Here is a 17,740-nt window from a genome sequence, read left to right as displayed (position 1 = left end):
CCAGCCGGACTCGAGCGATCGGCGAGAACGCGCTCAGCAAGGAATGCGGTGATCAAAGTGCTGGTACGCAGTGGTCACCAGCACGTCATCATCCGGGGTCGGCCGGTCGCCGGCGCTTCACGGCCAGGGACCGCCCAGACAGACCCGCCGAAGAACGGAAAACAACCCCTCTGACCCACGTTTCCGCAGGTCAGAGGGGTTTACGTGGAGCCTAGGGGAGTCGAACCCCTGACATCCGCCATGCAAAGACGGCGCTCTACCAACTGAGCTAAGGCCCCGTACGGCAGCGTCCGGCCGGAGAAGGGTCTCCCGGCGGGCGCCGCAGACCAGAGTACCGGGTCACCCCCGGTATCCGGCAAAAACTTTGGGGCTCCCCGCGTCTGACCACGCTCCGTAGGATGCTCGACGAGGTTCGCGTGAGCGAACCGCGGTTCAATGGGGAAGCGATGGGGAGACGCAATGGACGCCGCACAGCAGGAAGCGACCGCGAGAGCGCGGGAGCTGCAGCGGAACTGGTACGGGGAGCCACTGGGGGCGCTCTTCCGTAAGCTCATCGAGGATCTGGGGCTCAACCAGGCCCGGCTGGCGGCGGTTCTGGGCCTGTCCGCTCCGATGCTGTCGCAGCTCATGAGCGGCCAGCGCGCGAAGATCGGCAATCCCGCGGTGGTCCAGCGGGTGCAGCTCCTGCAGGAACTGGCCGCACAGGTGGCGGACGGCAGCGTCAGCGCGGCCGAGGCGACCGAGCGGATGGACGAGATCAAGAAGTCCCAGGGCGGCTCCGTGCTCAGCAACACCGCGCAGTCGACGAACAGTTCGGGCGCGCCGACCGTCAAGCGCGTCGTCCGCGAGATCCAGTCGCTGCTGCGCTCCGTGGCCGCCGCGGGCGACATCATCGAGGCCGCCGAAAGCATCGCGCCGGCCCACCCCGAGCTGGCAGAGTTCCTCCGGGTCTACGGCGCGGGCCGCACCTCCGAGGCGGTCGCGCACTACCAGTCCCACCAGAGCTGACCGCCGTACGGCGCGCGTCCCGGTGGGGGCGGGACGCGGACCGCACGGCACACCGGCACAGGGAGCACCGGAGCAGGGGGAGGAGCCGCACGCATGGGTGAGGTCTTCGGCGGCCGGTACGAGCTGGCCGACCCGATCGGGCGCGGCGGTGTGGGCGCCGTATGGCGCGCGTGGGACCACCGGCGGCGGCGTTGGGTGGCCGCGAAGGTGCTCCAGCAGCGCGACGCCCACGCCCTGCTGCGCTTCGTCCGCGAGCAGGCTCTGCGCATCGATCACCCGCACGTCCTGGCCCCGGCGAGCTGGGCCGCCGACGACGACCAGGTGCTGTTCACCATGGACCTCGTCGCCGGGGGCTCACTGGTGCACCTGGTCAACGACTATGGCCCGCTGCCGCCCCGCTTCGTCTGCGAGCTGCTCGACCAGCTCCTGTCCGGCCTCGCCGCCGTCCACGCCGAGGGCGTGGTGCACCGGGATGTGAAGCCCGCCAACATCCTGCTGGAGGCCACCGGCACCGGGCGCCCCCGGCTGCGCCTCTCCGACTTCGGCATCGCGATGCGCCTGGGCGAACCCCGGCTGACGGAGACCGACCTCGTGGTGGGCACCCCCGGCTATCTGGCGCCCGAGCAGATGCTGGGCGGCGACCCGGACTTCCCGGCCGACCTGTTCGCGGTGGGGCTCGTCGCCCTCTACCTGCTGGAGGGGGCCAAGCCGGACGCCAAGGCGATCGTGCGGTACTTCATGGAGCACGGCACGCCGAGCGCGCCCGCGCGCATCCCCGAGCCGTTGTGGCAGGTCATCGCGGGTCTGCTCCAGCCGGATCCGGGGGCCAGGTTCCGTTCGGCGACGGGGGTGCGCAAGGCGCTCGCCTCGGCCGTGGAACTCCTGCCCGCGCCCGGTCCCGACGACGAACCGGTCGAGGTCTTCGACCAACTCGGGCCACTGCCGGACGGGTTCGGACCGGAGGGCCCGGCGAAGCGGGCGTCCGGGATACGGCCCGACGCTGCGCCCCCGGACGCCGTACGCGCTCATGCCGTACGCACCGACGCCGTACGTCCCGACACGCCCCTGGCCCCGGTGCCCGACCCCCGCGCCGCCCACCCCGCCATGTCCGACACCGGAAGCTTCCACCTGCCTCCCCCCGCGCCCCGGGAAGCATCCGGCACCCCCGCGCCTCGGACGGCGTCCGAACCCCCCGCTCCCCTTGCCGAGGCGCCGACCGCCGCTCCGCCCGCTGAACCCCCGACCGCCCCGTACACCGCACAGGGTCACCGCGCTCCGTCGCGCCACCAGCGGCGCCGTCCGGGCCCCCCGGCTCGAGTGGCCGTTCCCGTCGTACTGCTCGCCCTGGCCTGCTACGCCGTCGGCTTCTGGGCGCTGGTACGGGTCTGAGCGCGCCGGGCCACCAGGGTCCAGGCGCCCAGGCCGAGCAGCAGCGCGGTGCCCGTGCCGATGCCCCCGGCCGCGAGGACTCGCATCGTGGTGCCGTCGTCGCCGCTCTCGCCGGTGACCGCGTCCTGCCGGTCCTGGGAGCTGACGGTGAAGAGGTCGTCCGGCACGGACTTCCCGGCGTACCGGGGTCCGTCGTGCGGATGCCCGTCGAGGCGCACGGTCAGCGTCACCTCGAAGGAACCTGAGCCGAAGCTGTCCGCCAGGCGCGAGCTGACGTGGACGACCAGGTAGTACCGGCCGGCGAAGCGCACGGTGTTCTCGTCGTCGGGGACCGCGTAACGGTTGGCGTACTCCACCGGGGGCACCGGCGGCAGGACGGCCGTGTGCGGGGTGCCGGTGAAGCCGAGGGAGGTGTTCTCCACGCGACCGCGCGCGGGGTTGTGCAGGGTGAGGTCCAGGGCACCGCCGACATAGCCGTTGCCGTTCGGGGCGGCGCCCAGTTCGGCGGTGGCGTGCAGCTGCTGGCCCCAGTCGACGGGCACCGCGTAGAAGAGGGTCGCGCCGGGGGCGGCACGGGTGCGCCAGATGCCCTCGCCCAGCAGGCGAGCGGTGGCGAATCCGGCACCCCCGGCCCGGGTGCGCGCGGTGCCGACCGGCGGCCGGGGTGTGGCGGAGTCCCAGGTGGCGGGTGGGGTGGTGGGGCCTGTCGTGGCCCGGCGGGCCTCCGTGACGGGCGCGATCTCCAGGTCCCAGGTCCGGCCGGACCCGGAGTCCCCGCCGTCCACGCGCTCGACGAGCAGGTAGTACGCCCCCGCGCCCCCGCACAGCGTCCGGCCGCTGTCGCGCTGGGCGAGCGCGGTCACGGGCCGCGGGCTCAGGGCGCCGCCGATGGTGGCGGAGGCGTAGGAGCAGGCGTTGCCGTCGAGGTCGCGGAGCGAGACGCGGATGCCGTCGGTGGAGGCGACGGGGGTGCCTGTCGGGGGTACGGCGGTGACGGGGACGTAGGCCGTGTCCTTCGCGGCGAGGTCGAGGCGGTAGTAGAGCTTGCCGTGGGCGGGGAGGGCGCTGCGGTAGACGTGGCCTGCCTTGAGCGGGCGCGCGGTGGAGGTGCCCGGTTCGCCGGACACGGATTCGGCGCCGGGGGCGAAGGCGTAGGGCTGGGGTGCGGCCGGTGCGGCTTCGGCGGTCCCGGCCCGGGTGGCCGACAGGGCGCACAGGAGGCTCGCCGCGACGAGGGCGGCGGTGCGGTGGAGGCGGTGGCGCCGGGTTCTGGGGTCCGGTGCGGCGTACGGCCGTCGTCCTCGTGCGGTGACGGGCCTCAGTCGTCCCCGCTCCGCGCGTCCTCGCCCCCGCATGGACACCCCCGGTCCCTCCCCCATCGTCCGCACCACGCCTGGGGCCCATCCTGCACCGGGGGCCCTTGCTCCATCCGCGCATTCCGCGCGGCCGTCCGAAAGGTCCGGGCCGTCCCCCTGCACGTACCCCCGGCGTACACCAGCCCGCGGAGCCCGGCAACCGGAACCGGGGCCGGAACGGGCCCGGACAACGCGGAACCCCGGTCGCTCGGGGCGGCCGGGGTTCGGTTCAGATCATGGTGCCGGGGTCAGGAACCCGTGGGCACGGAGTCGGTTGCCTCCGTCCACAGATCCTGCTCGGCGCGATCCGCCTGGATCTGGCGGTACACGAGGAGACCGCCGATGGCGGCCAGTGCGACCAGGAGCAGCTTCTTCACCGCGCGACCTCGTCTTTCGTTGGCGTTGGGGACCTCTGGCGCCCGACTATACACACCGGCCGATATCGATCGGTGACCTGCGTCGGGGCCTGCCGTCCGCCTCAACTCCCGCTTCTCCGCCCGCGATAGCCGAGCGGAAGGGGCCTCGTCCGGAGGGTGATCACGAGGGTGCTCGCACCCACGCGCACGGTCAGTTTTCTCCCACTTCATCCTCATCACCTGGTTTTGCGGGGTTTTCCGGGCTCTTGCAGCCATCCGGGTGGTGTTCATCTGAACATCGCCGCGCCACGGCGCGAGGTCCACCACATCGGGACGCTCATACACATCATGAGGAAAGTACGCAAATCGCCCAACCCGAAAGTGAGGGGAACATGGCCCGCACCAAGGTCATGAAGCTGTGGACCGCCTTCGTCACCGCCTTCCTGGCGCTGTGCACCGCGCTCGGCCTCGTCACCGCGACCGCCCCGACGGCCGCCGCCCGGACCGGCAGCCCGACCGAGAGCCCGAGCCGGAGCACCGAGCACCACACGGCTCCAGCGGCCACCACGGCGGCACAGCACAGGATCTGGCCCCACGCGAGGTCCCTGCCCCCCACGATGAAACAGCGCATCCGGGCCGAGGCCCACGGGAAGTCCCCCCACTCCCGGAACCGCTCCCGCACCGCCCTCGACACCGCCACGAAGATCCCGCACCGGCTGTACGCCCCGGAGCAGACGGAAAGCAGCGACCGGCACACCCAGCAGCTCGACTGCTGAGGAGTCCTCCCGGCACACAGACCCGCTGACGTCTCGACACCCGGCGACTTGCGTACGCGACCGTCGATGCGAACCCCTGGCCGACCCGGCCGGGGGTCAGCGCTGCATCACCGTCGGCCTTCCGACGGCTACTCCTCTATCACCACAGCCCGGGACGGACATTTCTCGGCCGCCTCCCGCACCGCGGGATCGTCCCCGGCGTCCTCCCGGCCGGGCCGGACCACGCCGTACCCGTCCACGAAGTCGAACACCGCCGGCACCCGGAACGCGCAGTCGGACGAGCCGTAGCACGCGTCCCGGTCCACGGAGACCTTCATGTGTCCTCCCCTTCTCGGGCGGCGGGCCCGGGTCACGGGAACCGGCTCCCGCGCGGGCTGCCCCCGCGCCCAGCACGACCCTGCCCCCTCGGCGCCCGCCTGAACCGGAGACGGGGCGAACGCGGACGACCGCACGCCACCGCTCGTCCGGCACCGGTCCCTCCCCTCGTGGGGACCGGTACCGAACCGAGCGGGGTCCGGGAGCCCCGCGCCGCATCGGTGTGCCCGGCACGAGGTCGTACGGAGCGGAGACGGACGCCGCCCTGAGCCTGAGCCGGGCGACGCGGGCCTATCGGCGCGTCCCGGCGAAGTTGACCGAGAACTTTCGACGCCCTGGGCGGCTGTCCCGGCGGCCGGGCCCTTGGCCTGTCCAAACGGTGCGTGACAGCTCCGCTACCACGTCGTGATCCTGCCATCCGGCGTCCCCGCAGAGGAGATCCCGTCCCCCCGGAGCCGGGCTTTCGCGCAGGTCAGCCGTATAGGGTGAGTTTTCCGGTCCGGATGTCCAGAAGCGGGGGAAGTAAGGGGTGGGACCTTGGGTTCCGACTCAGGGGCACGCACAGCCTTCGCCGAGCGCCTCGCTCTGCTCTACCGGGAAGCAGGGAATCCGCCCCTCAAGAGCGTGTCCGAGGCCGTCGTACGGCTCCAGCGCGTGGACGAACGCGGGCGCCCGGTGCGGGTCTCCGCGCAGCGGATCAGCGACTGGCGGCGGGCCAGGAACGTCCCGGCCCAGTTCACCGCTCTCGCCGCCGTCCTGCAGATCCTGATCCCCGAGGCCCGGCGCGCGCGGCCCACTCCGGTCTCCGGCGGGTTGTACGACGTGGCCCAGTGGCAGCGGCTGTGGGAGACCGCGCTGGCCGATCCGGTGGGCGAGAAGCCGCAGCCGCGGGCGGGGGAGGAGAACGGGCAGCCGCCGTCCCAGGCGCCGCCCGTGCCCGGCAGTGTCTGTCCGTACCGGGGGCTCGCGCCCTACCGGCGGGAGGACGCGCAGTGGTTCTTCGGCCGCGAGCGCGGCACGGACGCCCTGGTCGGCCAGCTCCGCGCCACCGAGCGGTCGGGCGGCCTGGTCATGCTGGTCGGCGCCTCGGGTGCCGGAAAGTCCTCCCTGCTCAACGCCGGTCTCGTACCGGCCGTACGGGACGGCGCCCTGGGCGACGGCGGCGATCCGGTGCTCCAACTGGTCCCCGGCGCCGATCCGCTCGGCGAACTGGCCCGTCTCATACCGACCCTCGGACCGCTGACCGCCGAAGCGTGTGCGGCCGAGCGGAAGGCGGCACGCGATCCGTCGGCACCCGGCGCGGACACACCTCGGCTGGCGCGGGCGGTGCGGGAGGCCGTGGGGGCATGGGCGCGGGGTGCGACGGACAGCGGACCCGTTGTTTCACGTGAAACGGAGGCCGGTGCTTCCCCGGTTTCACGTGAAACCGGGAGCGGCACCTCCGCCGCTTCACGTGACACCGGTGCCTCCGCTGTTTCACGTGAAACCCCAGGTGGTGTTTCACGTGAAACAACCGTCCCCCTCCCTGCCCCACGCGCCGAGCGGCACCCCCGTCCCGTCCTGATCGTCGACCAGTTCGAGGAGATCTTCACCCTCTGCCCGGACGAGGCCGAGCGTCGCGTCTTCCTGCGCTTCCTGCACGCCGCCTGCACCCCCGACCCGGACTCGCCCGGCGCGAGCGCCCCGGTCCTGGCCGTCCTCGGCATACGCGCCGATTTCTACGAGGAGTGCCTCGGCTATCCGGAACTGGCCGACGCCCTCCAGCACCGGCACATGGTGCTCGGCCCGCTGACCACCGCCGAGCTGCGCGAGGCGGTGACCGGTCCCGCCCGGGCGGTGGGGCTGGAACTGGAGGCAGGGCTGACCGAGCTGATCGTGCGTGAGGTGACCTCCGACGGTCCGCGCGGGGCTCACGACGCGGGCGTGCTGCCCCTGCTGTCGCACGCCCTGCTGGCCACCTGGCAGCGCCGCAAGGGCGGCCGGCTGACCCTCGCCGGATACCGCGCGGCCGGTGGCATCCAGGGCGCGGTCGCGGCCACCGCCGAGCGTGCCTGGTCCGGTCTCGACCCGGCCGCCCGCAGCGCCGCCCGGCTGCTCCTGCTGCGCCTGGTCCGGCTGGGCGAGGACACCCACGCCACGCGCAGGCGCGGCACCCGGCGCCAGCTGGCCGAGGAGTCCACCGACCCGGGCAAGACCGAGGAGTCGCTGGAGGCGCTGGTGCGCGCCCGGCTGGTCACCCTGGACGCGGACACCGTCGAGATCACCCACGAGGCGCTGCTGCACGCCTGGCCCCGGCTGCGGCACTGGATCGACAACAACCGCACCGAGCATCTGCTGCGCCAGCGGCTGGAGGAGGACGGCCGGTCCTGGGAGTCCTCGAACCGGGACAGCTCGCTGCTGTACCGGGGTTCCCGGCTGGAGCAGGCCCGCGACTGGGCCGAGTCGGCGGGGGACACGTATCTGACGCGCGGTGCGAAGGAGTTCCTGGCCGCCTCGGTACGGCTGCGCAGGCGCACGGTGCTGATCAGCCGGGCCGCGGTGGCCGCGCTGGTGGCGCTGGCCGTGGTCGCGGCGGGCTCGGCGGTGATCGCCTCGCGGCAGCGGGACGACGCGGTGTTCGAGCAGGTGCTGGCCGAGGCGGACCGGGTGCAGCACACCGACCCCTCGCTGGCCGCGCGCCTGGACCTGGTGGCGCACCGGCTCCGCCCGGACGACGACGGCGCCTACAGCAGGCTGATCTCCATCGTGAACGCCCCGCTCGCCACCCCGCTGTCCGGCCACACCGGCGCCGTCTACCTCACCACCTTCAGCCCGGACGGCCACACCCTGGCCACCGCGAGCTACGACCGCACCGTCCGCCTGTGGGACGTCAGCGACCGGAAGCATCCGGCACCGCTGGGCAAGCCGCTGACCGGCCACACCGGCTGGGTGAGCAGCGCGGTGTTCAGCCCGGACGGGCGCACCCTCGCGAGCGCGGGCGACGACGGCACGGTCCGGCTGTGGGACATGAGCGACCGGAAGCATCCGACCTCGCTCGGCGCTCCCCTCACCGGCCACAAGGGCACGATCTATCTGGTCGCGTTCAGCCCCGACGGTCGCACCCTGGCCAGCGCGGGCGAGGACCGCACCGTACGGCTGTGGAACGTGGCCGACCCGCACCGCCCGAAGGCGCTCGGTGCGCTGCGCGGCTCCACCGCGGCCGTCCGCTCCATCGCGTTCAGTCCCGACGGCCACACGCTCGCCTCGGGCGGCGACGACGACAAGGTCCGCCTGTGGGACGTGGCCGATCCCCGGCGGCCCCGGGCGATGCGCCGGGTGCTCAGCGGGCACACGGACCTGGTGCACTCGGTCGCCTTCAGCCCCGACGGGCACACGCTGGCCAGCGGCAGTGCGGACGACACGATCCGGCTGTGGAACGTCACCGACCCGGAACGTCCCACCTCGCTGGGCGGCCCGCTGACCGGCCACACCGGGCCGATCTGGTCGGTGGCCTTCAGCCCGGACGGTGGCCGGCTCGCCGCCGCCAGCGCGGACAGCACCGCCAGCCTGTGGAACGTCGGCAATCCGGCGGCGCCCTCCCAGGTGGGGGAGCCGCTGGCGGGCGGCAGCGGCGAGATGTACGCCCTCGGGTTCAGCCCCGATGGCCGTACGCTCGCCACCGGCAGCGGCGACGGCAAGGTCCGGCTGTGGTCGGTCCCGGTCTCGGACATGATCGGCCGGGTGGGGGCGTTCCGGCCGGACGGCAAGGTGCTCGCCACGGCCGCGCGGGACGGCCGCATCCGGCTGTGGAAGGTGACGGCGCCCGGACGGCCGGTGCCGCTGTCCGCGCCGTTCATGCCCGCCGACGGGGGCGAGCGCTCGCTGACGTACTCCCCCGACGGCCGCACCCTCGCCGTGCTGACCGGCACCGGCTCGGTGCGGTTGTGGAACGTCGCCGACCCGGCTCACCCGGTCGCCGCCGGGCGCCCGCTGCGGCTGCGGACCCGGTTCATGGGCTCGGACGCGCTGGCCTTCAGCCCCAACAGCCGCGTCCTGGCCACGGCCTACGACGAGCACCGGCTGCGCCTGTGGGACGTGGCCGACCCGGCGCACCCGGCCCCGCTCGGCAAGCCGCTCTCCGGCCACCGGGGGTACATCAACGGCCTGGAGTTCGCCCCGCACGGGCACACCCTGGCCAGCGGCAGCGCGGACGGCACGATCCGGCTGTGGAACGTGACCCGTCCGGCCCGTCCGACGCTTCTCGGCCGCCCCCTCACGGGCCACGCGGGCCCGGTCAACGCCCTGGCGTACAGCCCCGACGGGCACACGCTCGCCTCGGGCGGCGACGACGACACGGTCCGGCTCTGGAACGTCACCGACCCGGCCTCGGCGGCGCCCATCGGCCGGACCCTCACCGGTCACACCGAGGCGGTCACCTCCCTCACCTTCAGCGCGGACGGGCAGACCCTGGCCAGCGGGGGAGACGACAACACGGTCCGGCTGTGGGACGTCACCGACCCGGCCGCAGCGGCGCCCATCGGCCAGTCCATGAGCCCGTACGCCAAGACGGGCAACTTCCTGTCCTTCAGCCCCGGCCGCCACATCCTCGGGGTGTCCAGCGGCGCCGACACGGTCCGGCTGTGGAGCCTGGACGCCGACGCCGCGATCCGGCACATCTGCGCCCTCACCGAGGGCGTCCTCACCCCGGCCAAGTGGCACGAGTACCTTCCCCGCCTCTCCTACGACCCGCCGTGCCGGGACTGACCCCCCAGGATCAGCCAACTCCCCCCATCTTCAAGCGTGTTGTTCGCCCCCCTGGCTCGCTCCACCCTCTCCGACCTTGTACCCTTGGCCATAGCCCGACCGCTGACGCATCCCCCGTCGTCAGCGGTCGGGTCTTTGCGTCCCACCGAAGCAGCTCGACCGGCCCGGCCGTTGAACCCTGCGCGAGCCGGGTCATCCCACCGGCCAACTGCTGACCGGAGGCGTCGTCGCGGACCGGTTCTCCCGCCGTGGCGTCATCCTCACCGGCAACCTGGGCGGCAGACCTGCCCCAGACCGGGGTCGCCTCCTGGTCGCCACGAGCCCGGCCGACACCGCGCGGGCGGCCCTGCGGCGTGCGTCACGGGCGCCGCCAACGCGGTGATGACCCCGACGCTGGGACGCGACGCTCTTACTCTGCCGACCGCGCTGCGCGCCTTCCTAGCCCTCTCCAGTACGGCCAGGGCCGTTCCGGCGCCTCCGCGCTACACGACTTCCGCCCCGACCGACGGGAGTTGGCCCGACTCTCTCGGCGAACTCCTGACCGCCACCACCAGTCACCGCGGACCACGCCGCGATGGACGCAACAGGGCCCAGATGACGACGGTTTCGACATGCCACACGACCCAGCCGGTGAACCGCCTGAACGTGGAACGGCGCAGGGTGCAGAGCCAGACATAGACGCTCAGGGAGACGCAGAGGCACCCCCAGCTCTGCCACCAGAAGCCCCACGCCGACGCACCCCGCCCGAGGACCAGCCACCACGCCCCGAGCGCCCCCGTGGCCCCTCCCCACGCGGCCAGCCCCGCCCCGAGCACCTGCCCTTGAGCCGCCCAGCGGGAGGCGAGAAGCCCGGCGGGAATCTGGACGCCCACATGAAGCATCAGCACCCAGATCATCAGCGCGATCTCCTGGCCGTAGGTCTGCGTCGACACGACCGGCAGCAGATGCATCCCGATCAACAGCAGCACGCCGCTCACATGCATGGCCGCGACATTCAACGGCACATGCCACGCCGCCACCCACCGACGCCGGTCACCACTGCCCAGCACCACGACCTCCCCCGAAGGCCCCGGTGGGCCATCTGCCCGGATCATAGTGACGATCTTCCGGTGGAACGCCGAAGACCCCCGGCCCAAATGGACCGGGGGTCTTCGCAGATGTGGGGCTAACAGGATTTGAACCTGTGGCCTCATCCTTATCAGGGATGCGCTCTAACCAACTGAGCTATAGCCCCGCCGCGCCTGCGGTGTATGTCCCGCGCGCTGACTCCTGAAGATTAGCGCACGACCGGGGCAGTCCCAAAATCGGTTGTCGGGGGACGGTCACTCGTCCTCGGCGAGGGTCAGCTCGACGCCGCCCACGAAGCCCGCGGAGAGGTTGTAGATGAAGGCGGCGAGGGTGGCGAGCGCCGTCGCGAGGACGACGTCGATCACCGAGATGATCGTCGCGAACATCAGGACGTGCGGCAGCGAGAGGTACGACTGCAGGTCGAAACCATTCGCCTCGCTGGACCCGGTCGCCTCGGAGATCGTGCCGCCCACCGTGGAGAACACGCCCATCGCGTCCATGACCATCCACAGCACCGCCGAGGCGACGATCGTGCAGATGCCCAGCGCGATGGAGAGCAGGAAGCTGACCTTCATCACCGACCACGGGTCGGCCTTGGCCACCCGCAGCCGCGCCTTGCGGGTGCGGGGCGCCGTACGCGCACCCGTGCGGGCGACGCGCATCGCGTCGGCGGGGGGCTGCGCGGGGTAGGCCTGCGGCGGGTGGTAGGGCCCGGCGGGCCGCTCGGGGCCGCGCTCACCGGGGAGCGGCGAGCCCGCGGACCTGGCCTCGGAAGCACCGCCCGTGGAAGCACCGGCCGTGGCCTCGGGCTTGGACTGCCCACCGCGCGTGTCCGTCACAGTGTCCCCCTGGGATGCGGCGTCGTCCGCCTCGGACGCCGGGACCGGCTTGAGGTTCGTCGTGGGCGGGTCGGCCGGAGCGCTCCCCGAACCCGTCTTCCCCTTCTTGCCCGCGGTCCGACCCGCGGTGTTCCCGGCGTTCGCGGCGGAGCCACGGCCGCCGCCGTCCGTCTCCGTACCCGTGGAGGTACCGGCCGATCCGGCGCCCGTGGCTCCGCTCACGTCTCACTCCTCGCGCTACTCGGCCGAGGGCGCCTCACCCTCGTCCGTCTCCTCGGCTTCGATCACGACCACGGTCTCGGTCTCGTCGACGACGACATCCTCGCCGTCGACCTCCTCCGCCTCGCGACCCGCCTCGGCGTTACGTGCGATGCCGACCACGGCATCGCGCTTGCCCAGGTTGATCAGTTGGACGCCCATGGTGTCACGGCCCGTCTCCCTGACTCCGCTGACTCGCGTGCGAATCACACCGCCGGACAGGGTGATGGCAAGGATCTCGTCGGTCTCCTCGACGATCAGCGCGCCGACGAGCGATCCACGGTCCTCGACGATCTTGGCAGCCTTGATGCCCAGACCGCCACGTCCCTGGACGCGGTACTCGTCGACGGCCGTGCGCTTGGCATATCCACCGTCCGTCGCGGTGAACACGAACGTACCGGTTCGCACGACATTCATCGAGAGCAGTTCGTCGCCCTCGCGGAAGCTCATGCCCTTCACACCCGAGGTGGCACGGCCCATCGGACGCAGTGTCTCGTCCGACGCGGTGAACCTGATGGACTGCGCCTTCCGGCTGACGAGGAGCAGGTCGTCGTCCGCCGAGACCAGCTCGGCGCCGATCAGCTCGTCGTCCGCGCCGTTCTCCTGCGCGCGCAGGTTGATGGCGATGACACCGCCGGAGCGCGGCGAGTCGTAGTCCTTCAGCGGGGTCTTCTTCACGAGGCCCGCCTTGGTGGCCAGGACCAGGTACGGCGCCGCCTCGTAGTCGCGGATCGCCAGGATCTCGGCGATCGCCTCGTCCGGCTGGAAGGCCAGCAGGTTCGCCACGTGCTGACCACGCGCGTCCCGGCCGGCGTCCGGCAGCTCGTACGCCTTCGCGCGGTAGACCCGGCCCTTGTTGGTGAAGAACAGCAGCCAGTGGTGCGTGGTGGAGACGAAGAAGTGGTCGACGATGTCGTCTTCCTTGAGCTTCGCGCCCCGCACGCCCTTGCCGCCGCGCTTCTGCGCCCGGTAGTCGTCGGTCTTGGTCCGCTTGATGTAACCACCACGCGTGACCGTGACGACGATGTCCTCTTCGGCGATCAGGTCCTCGATGGACATGTCGCCGTCGTAGGGGATCAGCGTGCTGCGGCGGTCGTCACCGAACTTGTCGACGATCGCGGCCAGCTCGTCGTGGATGATCCGGCGCTGGAGGGACTCGGAGGCGAGGATCGCGTTGTACTCGTTGATCTTCACCTGGAGCTCCTCGTGCTCCTGGACGATCTTCTGGCGCTCCAGGGCGGCCAGACGGCGCAGCTGCATCTCGAGGATGGCGTTGGCCTGGATCTCGTCGATCTCCAGGAGCTCCATCAGGCCGTGGCGGGCGATCTCGACGGTGTCGCTGGCCCGGATGAGCGCGATGACCTCGTCGATGGCGTCCAGGGCCTTCAGCAGACCGCGCAGGATGTGCGCGCGCTCCTCGGCCTTGCGCAGCCGGAACCGCGTCCGGCGGACGATGACCTCGATCTGGTGCGTCACCCAGTGGCGGATGAACGCGTCCAGGGACAGCGTGCGCGGCACCCCGTCGACCAGCGCCAGCATGTTGGCGCCGAAGTTGGTCTGCAGGTCGGTGTGCTTGTACAGGTTGTTCAGCACGACCTTGGCGACCGCGTCCCGCTTGAGGACGATCACCAGGCGCTGACCGGTGCGCGAGGAGGTCTCGTCGCGCACGTCGGCGATGCCGCCGATCTTGCCGTCCTTCACCAGGTCGGCGATCTTCTGCGCGAGGTTGTCCGGGTTCACCTGGTACGGCAGCTCGGTGACGACCAGGCACTGGCGGCCCTGGATCTCCTCGACCTCGACCACCGCGCGCATCGTGATGGAGCCGCGACCGGTGCGGTACGCCTCCTCGATGCCCTTGCGGCCCACGACCAGCGCGCCGGTCGGGAAGTCCGGCCCCTTGATCCGCTCGATCAGGGCGTCGAGCAGCTCCTCCTGCGAGGCGTCCGGGTTCTCCAGGTGCCACTGGGCACCGGCGGCGACCTCGCGCAGGTTGTGCGGCGGGATGTTGGTCGCCATGCCGACCGCGATACCGGCCGAGCCGTTGATCAGCAGGTTCGGGAAGCGGGCGGGCAGGACGGTCGGCTCCTGGGAGCGGCCGTCGTAGTTGTCCGTGAAGTCGACGGTGTCCTCGTCGATGTCGCGGACCATCTCCATGGACAGCGGCGCCAGCTTGCACTCGGTGTAGCGCATGGCGGCGGCCGGGTCGTTGCCCGGGGAGCCGAAGTTGCCGTTGGAGTCCACGAGCGGCATCCGCATCGCCCAGGGCTGGGCGAGCCGGACCAGGGCGTCGTAGATCGAGCTGTCGCCGTGGGGGTGGTAGTTACCCATGACGTCGCCGACGACGCGGGCGCACTTGTAGAAGCCGCGCTCGGGGCGGTAGCCGCCGTCGTACATGGCGTAGAGCACGCGGCGGTGGACCGGCTTGAGGCCGTCCCGGACGTCGGGCAGCGCCCGGGACACGATGACGGACATCGCGTAGTCCAGGTACGAGCGCTGCATCTCCGCGTCGAGTCCGACCGGCTCGATGCGCATCGTCGCCGGAGTGGCCTCGGTCTCGGGCGTCACTGGCTCAGGGGTGAAGTTCGGGGTCTCGTCGGCCATTGCTGGTGAAGATCCTTCCTGGTGCGGTCAGCGGAGACCGACTCAGATGTCGAGGAAGCGGACGTCCTTGGCATTGCGCTGGATGAACTGGCGCCGGGCCTCGACGTCCTCGCCCATCAGCACCGAGAACAGGTCGTCGGCCTGGGCGGCGTCGTCGAGGGTGACCTGGCCGAGGACGCGGTGCTCGGGGTCCATGGTGGTCACGCGCAGCTCCTCGGCGTTCATCTCGCCGAGACCCTTGAAGCGCTGGATGGAGTCCTCGCGGATGCGCTTGCCCCGCTGGCGGCCCATCTCGATCAGCGCGTCGCGCTCACGGTCGGAGTACGCGTACTCGATGTCGTCCCGGCCCCACTTGATCTTGTACAGCGGGGGACGCGACAGGTACACGAACCCGGCCTCGACCAGCGGCCGCATGAAGCGGAACAGGAAGGTCAGCAGCAGGGTGTTGATGTGCTGGCCGTCGACGTCGGCGTCCGCCATCAGGATGATCTTGTGATAGCGGAGCTTGTCGATGTCGAAGTCCTCGTGCACACCGGTGCCGAAGGCGGAGATCAGCGCCTGGATCTCCTGGTTCTGCAGGATCTTGTCGATCCTGGCCTTCTCGACGTTGAGGATCTTGCCGCGGATCGGCAGGATCGCCTGGAACTCCGGGTTGCGGCCGGACTTGGCCGAACCACCGGCGGAGTCACCCTCGACGATGAAGATCTCGCACTTGGCCGGGTCGTTAGACTGGCAGTCCGACAGCTTGCCCGGCAGGGACGCCGACTCCAGCAGGCCCTTGCGCCGGGTGAGGTCACGCGCCTTGCGGGCCGCGACACGCGCGGTGGCCGCCTGGATGCCCTTGCGGATGATGTCCGCGGCCTCGACCGGGTTGCGGTCCAGCCAGTCGTTCAGGTGCTCGTAGACCGCCTTCTGCACGAAGGTCTTGGCCTCCGTGTTGCCCAGCTTGGTCTTCGTCTGGCCCTCGAACTGCGGCTCGCTCAGCTTGACCGAGATGATCGCGGTCAGGCCCTCGCGGATGTCGTCACCGGTGAGGTTGTCGTCCTTCTCGCGAAGGAGCTTCTTGTCGCGCGCGTACTTGTTGATCAGGGACGTCAGCGCGGCGCGGAAGCCCTCCTCGTGCGTACCGCCCTCATGCGTGTGGATGATGTTCGCGAAGGAGTAGACGCCCTCGCTGTAACCGCTGTTCCACTGCATGGCGACCTCGAGGGACAGGCTCTTGTCCTTGTCCTCGGCCTCCAGGTCGATGATCGTGGGGTGCACCACCTCTCCCTTGCGGGAGTTGAGGTACTTCACGTAGTCGACGATGCCGCCCTCGTAGTGGTACGTGACGGACTTGACCTCGTCCTTCTCGTCCGCACCCGCCTCGTCGGCACCGCTGGTCGCCTTGGCCACCGCGCGCTCGTCGGTGAGCCTGATCGTCAGGCCCTTGTTGAGGAACGCCATCTCCTGGAAACGCCGCGACAGCGTCTCGAAGGAGTACTCCGTGGTCTCGAAGATCTCCGGGTCCGCCCAGAAGGTGACCGACGTGCCGGTCTCCTCCACCGCCTCGTTCCGCTGCAGCGGGGCCGTGGGGACGCCCATCTTGTAGTCCTGCGTCCAGCGGTAACCGTCCGTCTTCACCTCGACGGCGACCTTCGTGGACAGCGCGTTCACGACGGACACGCCCACGCCGTGCAGACCACCGGAGACGGCGTAGCCGCCGCCGCCGAACTTGCCGCCCGCGTGCAGCACGGTCAGCACGACCTCGACGGCCGGCTTGCCCTCGGAGGGCACAATGCCGACCGGGATGCCTCGGCCGTTGTCCACCACACGGACCCCGCCGTCGGGCAGGATCGTCACGTCGATGGTGTCCGCGTAACCGGCCAGCGCCTCGTCGACCGAGTTGTCGACGACCTCCTGCACCAGGTGGTGCAGACCGCGCTCACCGGTCGAGCCGATGTACATGCCGGGGCGCTTGCGGACCGCGTCCAGCCCTTCGAGCACGGTGATGGCGCTGGCGTCGTACGAGGTGGAGGCGGCGGGAGCCTCGCCGTTGACGCCGGCGTCGGTGGACGGGATGTTCTCGTTGGGGTTGCCGGAATCGGCCACGAAGCGCCCTTTCTGGCACAGCACGAGCCGGGCTCCCGGGGGAACCCCCTCTGGGGGAGGCTTGCCGGAGCGGCTGCGGCATGTTGCGTTTGGTAAGCCTGGATCAGCGTTGCTCAGCTTTTCCCGGACGGTCCCCACGAGTGGGGCGGGATTCGCCTTCCAGTCTACCGGTAGCGCCGACAGTGATGGGGGTTTGCGGGCACCTGAGTCCCCATGTGCCGCCCTGAACCGGCCTCGATGGCATCCCGATATACGGAAGGGGGCCCCAAGGGGCTCACAGCGGCGCTCAGAGCTTTCGGGCGTCAGCCCTTGTCCGGAGGGGGGTACGCGCCGGATCAGCGCAGGTGCGCAGCGGTGTGAACACGCTCCGCACAGGCCACGCGACGTGAGGTACGTCACCCGTAGGTGTCGCCCGGACCCCGGCTTCCAGGGGCCCTCAGCGGGCCGTAACGGCGTGCGGGACCGCTCGGACCGTGCACCTTGATCATGCGGATAGAGCCGTGTCCGAGGTCCTCGTTGATCCGCGCGACGAGCTGAGAAGCGCGCATCCGGATCTCCGTGGCCCAGACGGTCGAGTCACAGCGGACCGTGAGCTCGTGCGTCTCCTCGTCAAACTTCTCCGGCTTGCAGTGCAGGGCGATCGCCTCCCCGACGATCTGCGGCCAGCGGTTCATCACACCGCCCACCGCCGCCGGGGCCTCCCAGCCTCGCTCGTTGATCAGCCGGTTGATCGCCGCGCCCAGCGCCATCGGGTCGCGCCCGTCCGAGCGCGCGCCGGAGCGCAGACCACCGCGCCGCGCCTGCTTCTTCTGCCGCGCCTCGTCACCCCGCGCGCGTGCCTGCTCCTTCGCCGCGCGCAACGCCACGCGCGCGAGGTCGACACCGGTCGGCTCGGGGGCCCGCTTCCCGCCGTCCCCGGCGGGCTGTTCCGTACTCATCCG

Annotated in this window: 12 protein-coding genes and 2 tRNA genes; 4 read left to right on the top strand and 10 right to left on the bottom strand. The window is 71.3% G+C overall.

What is annotated here, in order from left to right:
- Nucleotides 1-205: 205 nt before the first annotated feature.
- Nucleotides 206-278: transfer RNA gene (locus tag B079_RS0120170), tRNA-Ala, on the bottom strand.
- Between the two features lie 181 nt (nucleotides 279-459).
- Between B079_RS0120170 and B079_RS0120165 the strand changes: the two genes are divergently transcribed.
- Together B079_RS0120165 and B079_RS0120160 are read left to right on the top strand one after the other, a co-directional pair.
- Nucleotides 460-1,008, top strand: coding sequence for a helix-turn-helix domain-containing protein (locus tag B079_RS0120165; RefSeq protein ID WP_018547643.1), 549 nt, complete (start codon nucleotides 460-462; stop codon nucleotides 1,006-1,008).
- Between the two features lie 93 nt (nucleotides 1,009-1,101).
- Entirely contained in the window at nucleotides 1,102-2,397 is a 1,296-nt protein-coding gene (locus tag B079_RS0120160) for a serine/threonine-protein kinase (RefSeq protein WP_018547642.1), read from the top strand.
- Here the strand turns inward: B079_RS0120160 and B079_RS0120155 are convergent.
- Nucleotides 2,361-3,752 carry a hypothetical protein gene (locus tag B079_RS0120155; RefSeq protein WP_158685025.1) on the bottom strand — a complete coding sequence of 464 codons (1,392 nt, stop codon included), beginning with the start codon at nucleotides 3,750-3,752 and terminating at the stop codon, nucleotides 2,361-2,363. The genes B079_RS0120160 and B079_RS0120155 overlap by 37 nt on opposite strands.
- Nucleotides 3,753-4,000: 248 nt before the next feature.
- Nucleotides 4,001-4,129, bottom strand: coding sequence for a DLW-39 family protein (locus B079_RS35940; RefSeq protein WP_003999697.1), 129 nt, complete (start codon nucleotides 4,127-4,129; stop codon nucleotides 4,001-4,003).
- A 371-nt stretch (nucleotides 4,130-4,500) separates the two neighbouring features.
- On the opposite strand from B079_RS35940, the gene B079_RS0120145 reads away from it, so the two are divergent.
- Nucleotides 4,501-4,884, top strand: a complete 384-nt coding sequence (locus B079_RS0120145) for a DUF6344 domain-containing protein (protein ID WP_018547640.1) — start codon at nucleotides 4,501-4,503, stop codon at nucleotides 4,882-4,884.
- A 128-nt stretch (nucleotides 4,885-5,012) separates the two neighbouring features.
- On the opposite strand, the gene B079_RS0120140 is transcribed toward B079_RS0120145, so the two are convergent.
- Nucleotides 5,013-5,201: a ferredoxin gene (locus B079_RS0120140; protein ID WP_018547639.1), complete on the bottom strand. Its 189-nt coding sequence runs from the start codon at nucleotides 5,199-5,201 to the stop codon at nucleotides 5,013-5,015.
- Between the two features lie 535 nt (nucleotides 5,202-5,736).
- Between B079_RS0120140 and B079_RS0120135 the strand changes: the two genes are divergently transcribed.
- Entirely contained in the window at nucleotides 5,737-9,942 is a 4,206-nt protein-coding gene (locus tag B079_RS0120135) for a hypothetical protein (RefSeq protein ID WP_026248877.1), read from the top strand.
- A gap of 554 nt (nucleotides 9,943-10,496) precedes the next feature.
- On the opposite strand, the gene B079_RS0120130 is transcribed toward B079_RS0120135, so the two are convergent.
- The 6 genes from B079_RS0120130 to B079_RS0120105 all read right to left on the bottom strand — a co-directional run bounded on the left by B079_RS0120130 (nucleotide 10,497) and on the right by B079_RS0120105 (nucleotide 17,737).
- A complete protein-coding gene (locus tag B079_RS0120130; protein ID WP_158685023.1) occupies nucleotides 10,497-10,994 on the bottom strand; it encodes a hypothetical protein in 498 nt (165 codons plus the stop codon).
- Between the two features lie 108 nt (nucleotides 10,995-11,102).
- Nucleotides 11,103-11,176: transfer RNA gene (locus B079_RS0120125), tRNA-Ile, on the bottom strand.
- An 88-nt stretch (nucleotides 11,177-11,264) separates the two neighbouring features.
- Nucleotides 11,265-12,071, bottom strand: a complete 807-nt coding sequence (locus B079_RS0120120) for a DUF3566 domain-containing protein (protein ID WP_018547636.1) — start codon at nucleotides 12,069-12,071, stop codon at nucleotides 11,265-11,267.
- Between the two features lie 15 nt (nucleotides 12,072-12,086).
- Nucleotides 12,087-14,708, bottom strand: a complete 2,622-nt coding sequence (gene gyrA, locus B079_RS0120115) for a DNA gyrase subunit A (protein ID WP_018547635.1) — start codon at nucleotides 14,706-14,708, stop codon at nucleotides 12,087-12,089.
- Between the two features lie 42 nt (nucleotides 14,709-14,750).
- The gene (gyrB, locus tag B079_RS0120110; protein ID WP_018547634.1) at nucleotides 14,751-16,823 is read right to left on the bottom strand and encodes a DNA topoisomerase (ATP-hydrolyzing) subunit B; all 2,073 of its coding nucleotides are present in this window, start codon (nucleotides 16,821-16,823) and stop codon (nucleotides 14,751-14,753) included.
- Between the two features lie 371 nt (nucleotides 16,824-17,194).
- Nucleotides 17,195-17,737: a DUF721 domain-containing protein gene (locus B079_RS0120105; RefSeq protein ID WP_018547633.1), complete on the bottom strand. Its 543-nt coding sequence runs from the start codon at nucleotides 17,735-17,737 to the stop codon at nucleotides 17,195-17,197.
- Between the last annotated feature and the right edge of the window lie 3 nt (nucleotides 17,738-17,740).

Origin of the sequence: Streptomyces sp. LaPpAH-108, assembly GCF_000373625.1 — a bacterium.
Classification (GTDB): domain Bacteria; phylum Actinomycetota; class Actinomycetes; order Streptomycetales; family Streptomycetaceae; genus Streptomyces.
This window is presented reverse-complemented; position numbering and strand designations above follow the sequence as displayed.

Coding starts and splice junctions, on each gene's coding strand:
- B079_RS0120165 (WP_018547643.1), top strand. CDS start 460: ATGGACGCCGCACAGCAGGAAGCGACCGCGAGAGCGCGGGAGCTGCAG.
- B079_RS0120140 (WP_018547639.1), bottom strand. CDS start 5,201: ATGAAGGTCTCCGTGGACCGGGACGCGTGCTACGGCTCGTCCGACTGC.
- gyrA (WP_018547635.1), bottom strand. CDS start 14,708: ATGGCCGACGAGACCCCGAACTTCACCCCTGAGCCAGTGACGCCCGAG.
- B079_RS0120145 (WP_018547640.1), top strand. CDS start 4,501: ATGGCCCGCACCAAGGTCATGAAGCTGTGGACCGCCTTCGTCACCGCC.
- B079_RS0120105 (WP_018547633.1), bottom strand. CDS start 17,737: ATGAGTACGGAACAGCCCGCCGGGGACGGCGGGAAGCGGGCCCCCGAG.
- B079_RS0120155 (WP_158685025.1), bottom strand. CDS start 3,752: ATGCGGGGGCGAGGACGCGCGGAGCGGGGACGACTGAGGCCCGTCACC.
- B079_RS0120160 (WP_018547642.1), top strand. CDS start 1,102: ATGGGTGAGGTCTTCGGCGGCCGGTACGAGCTGGCCGACCCGATCGGG.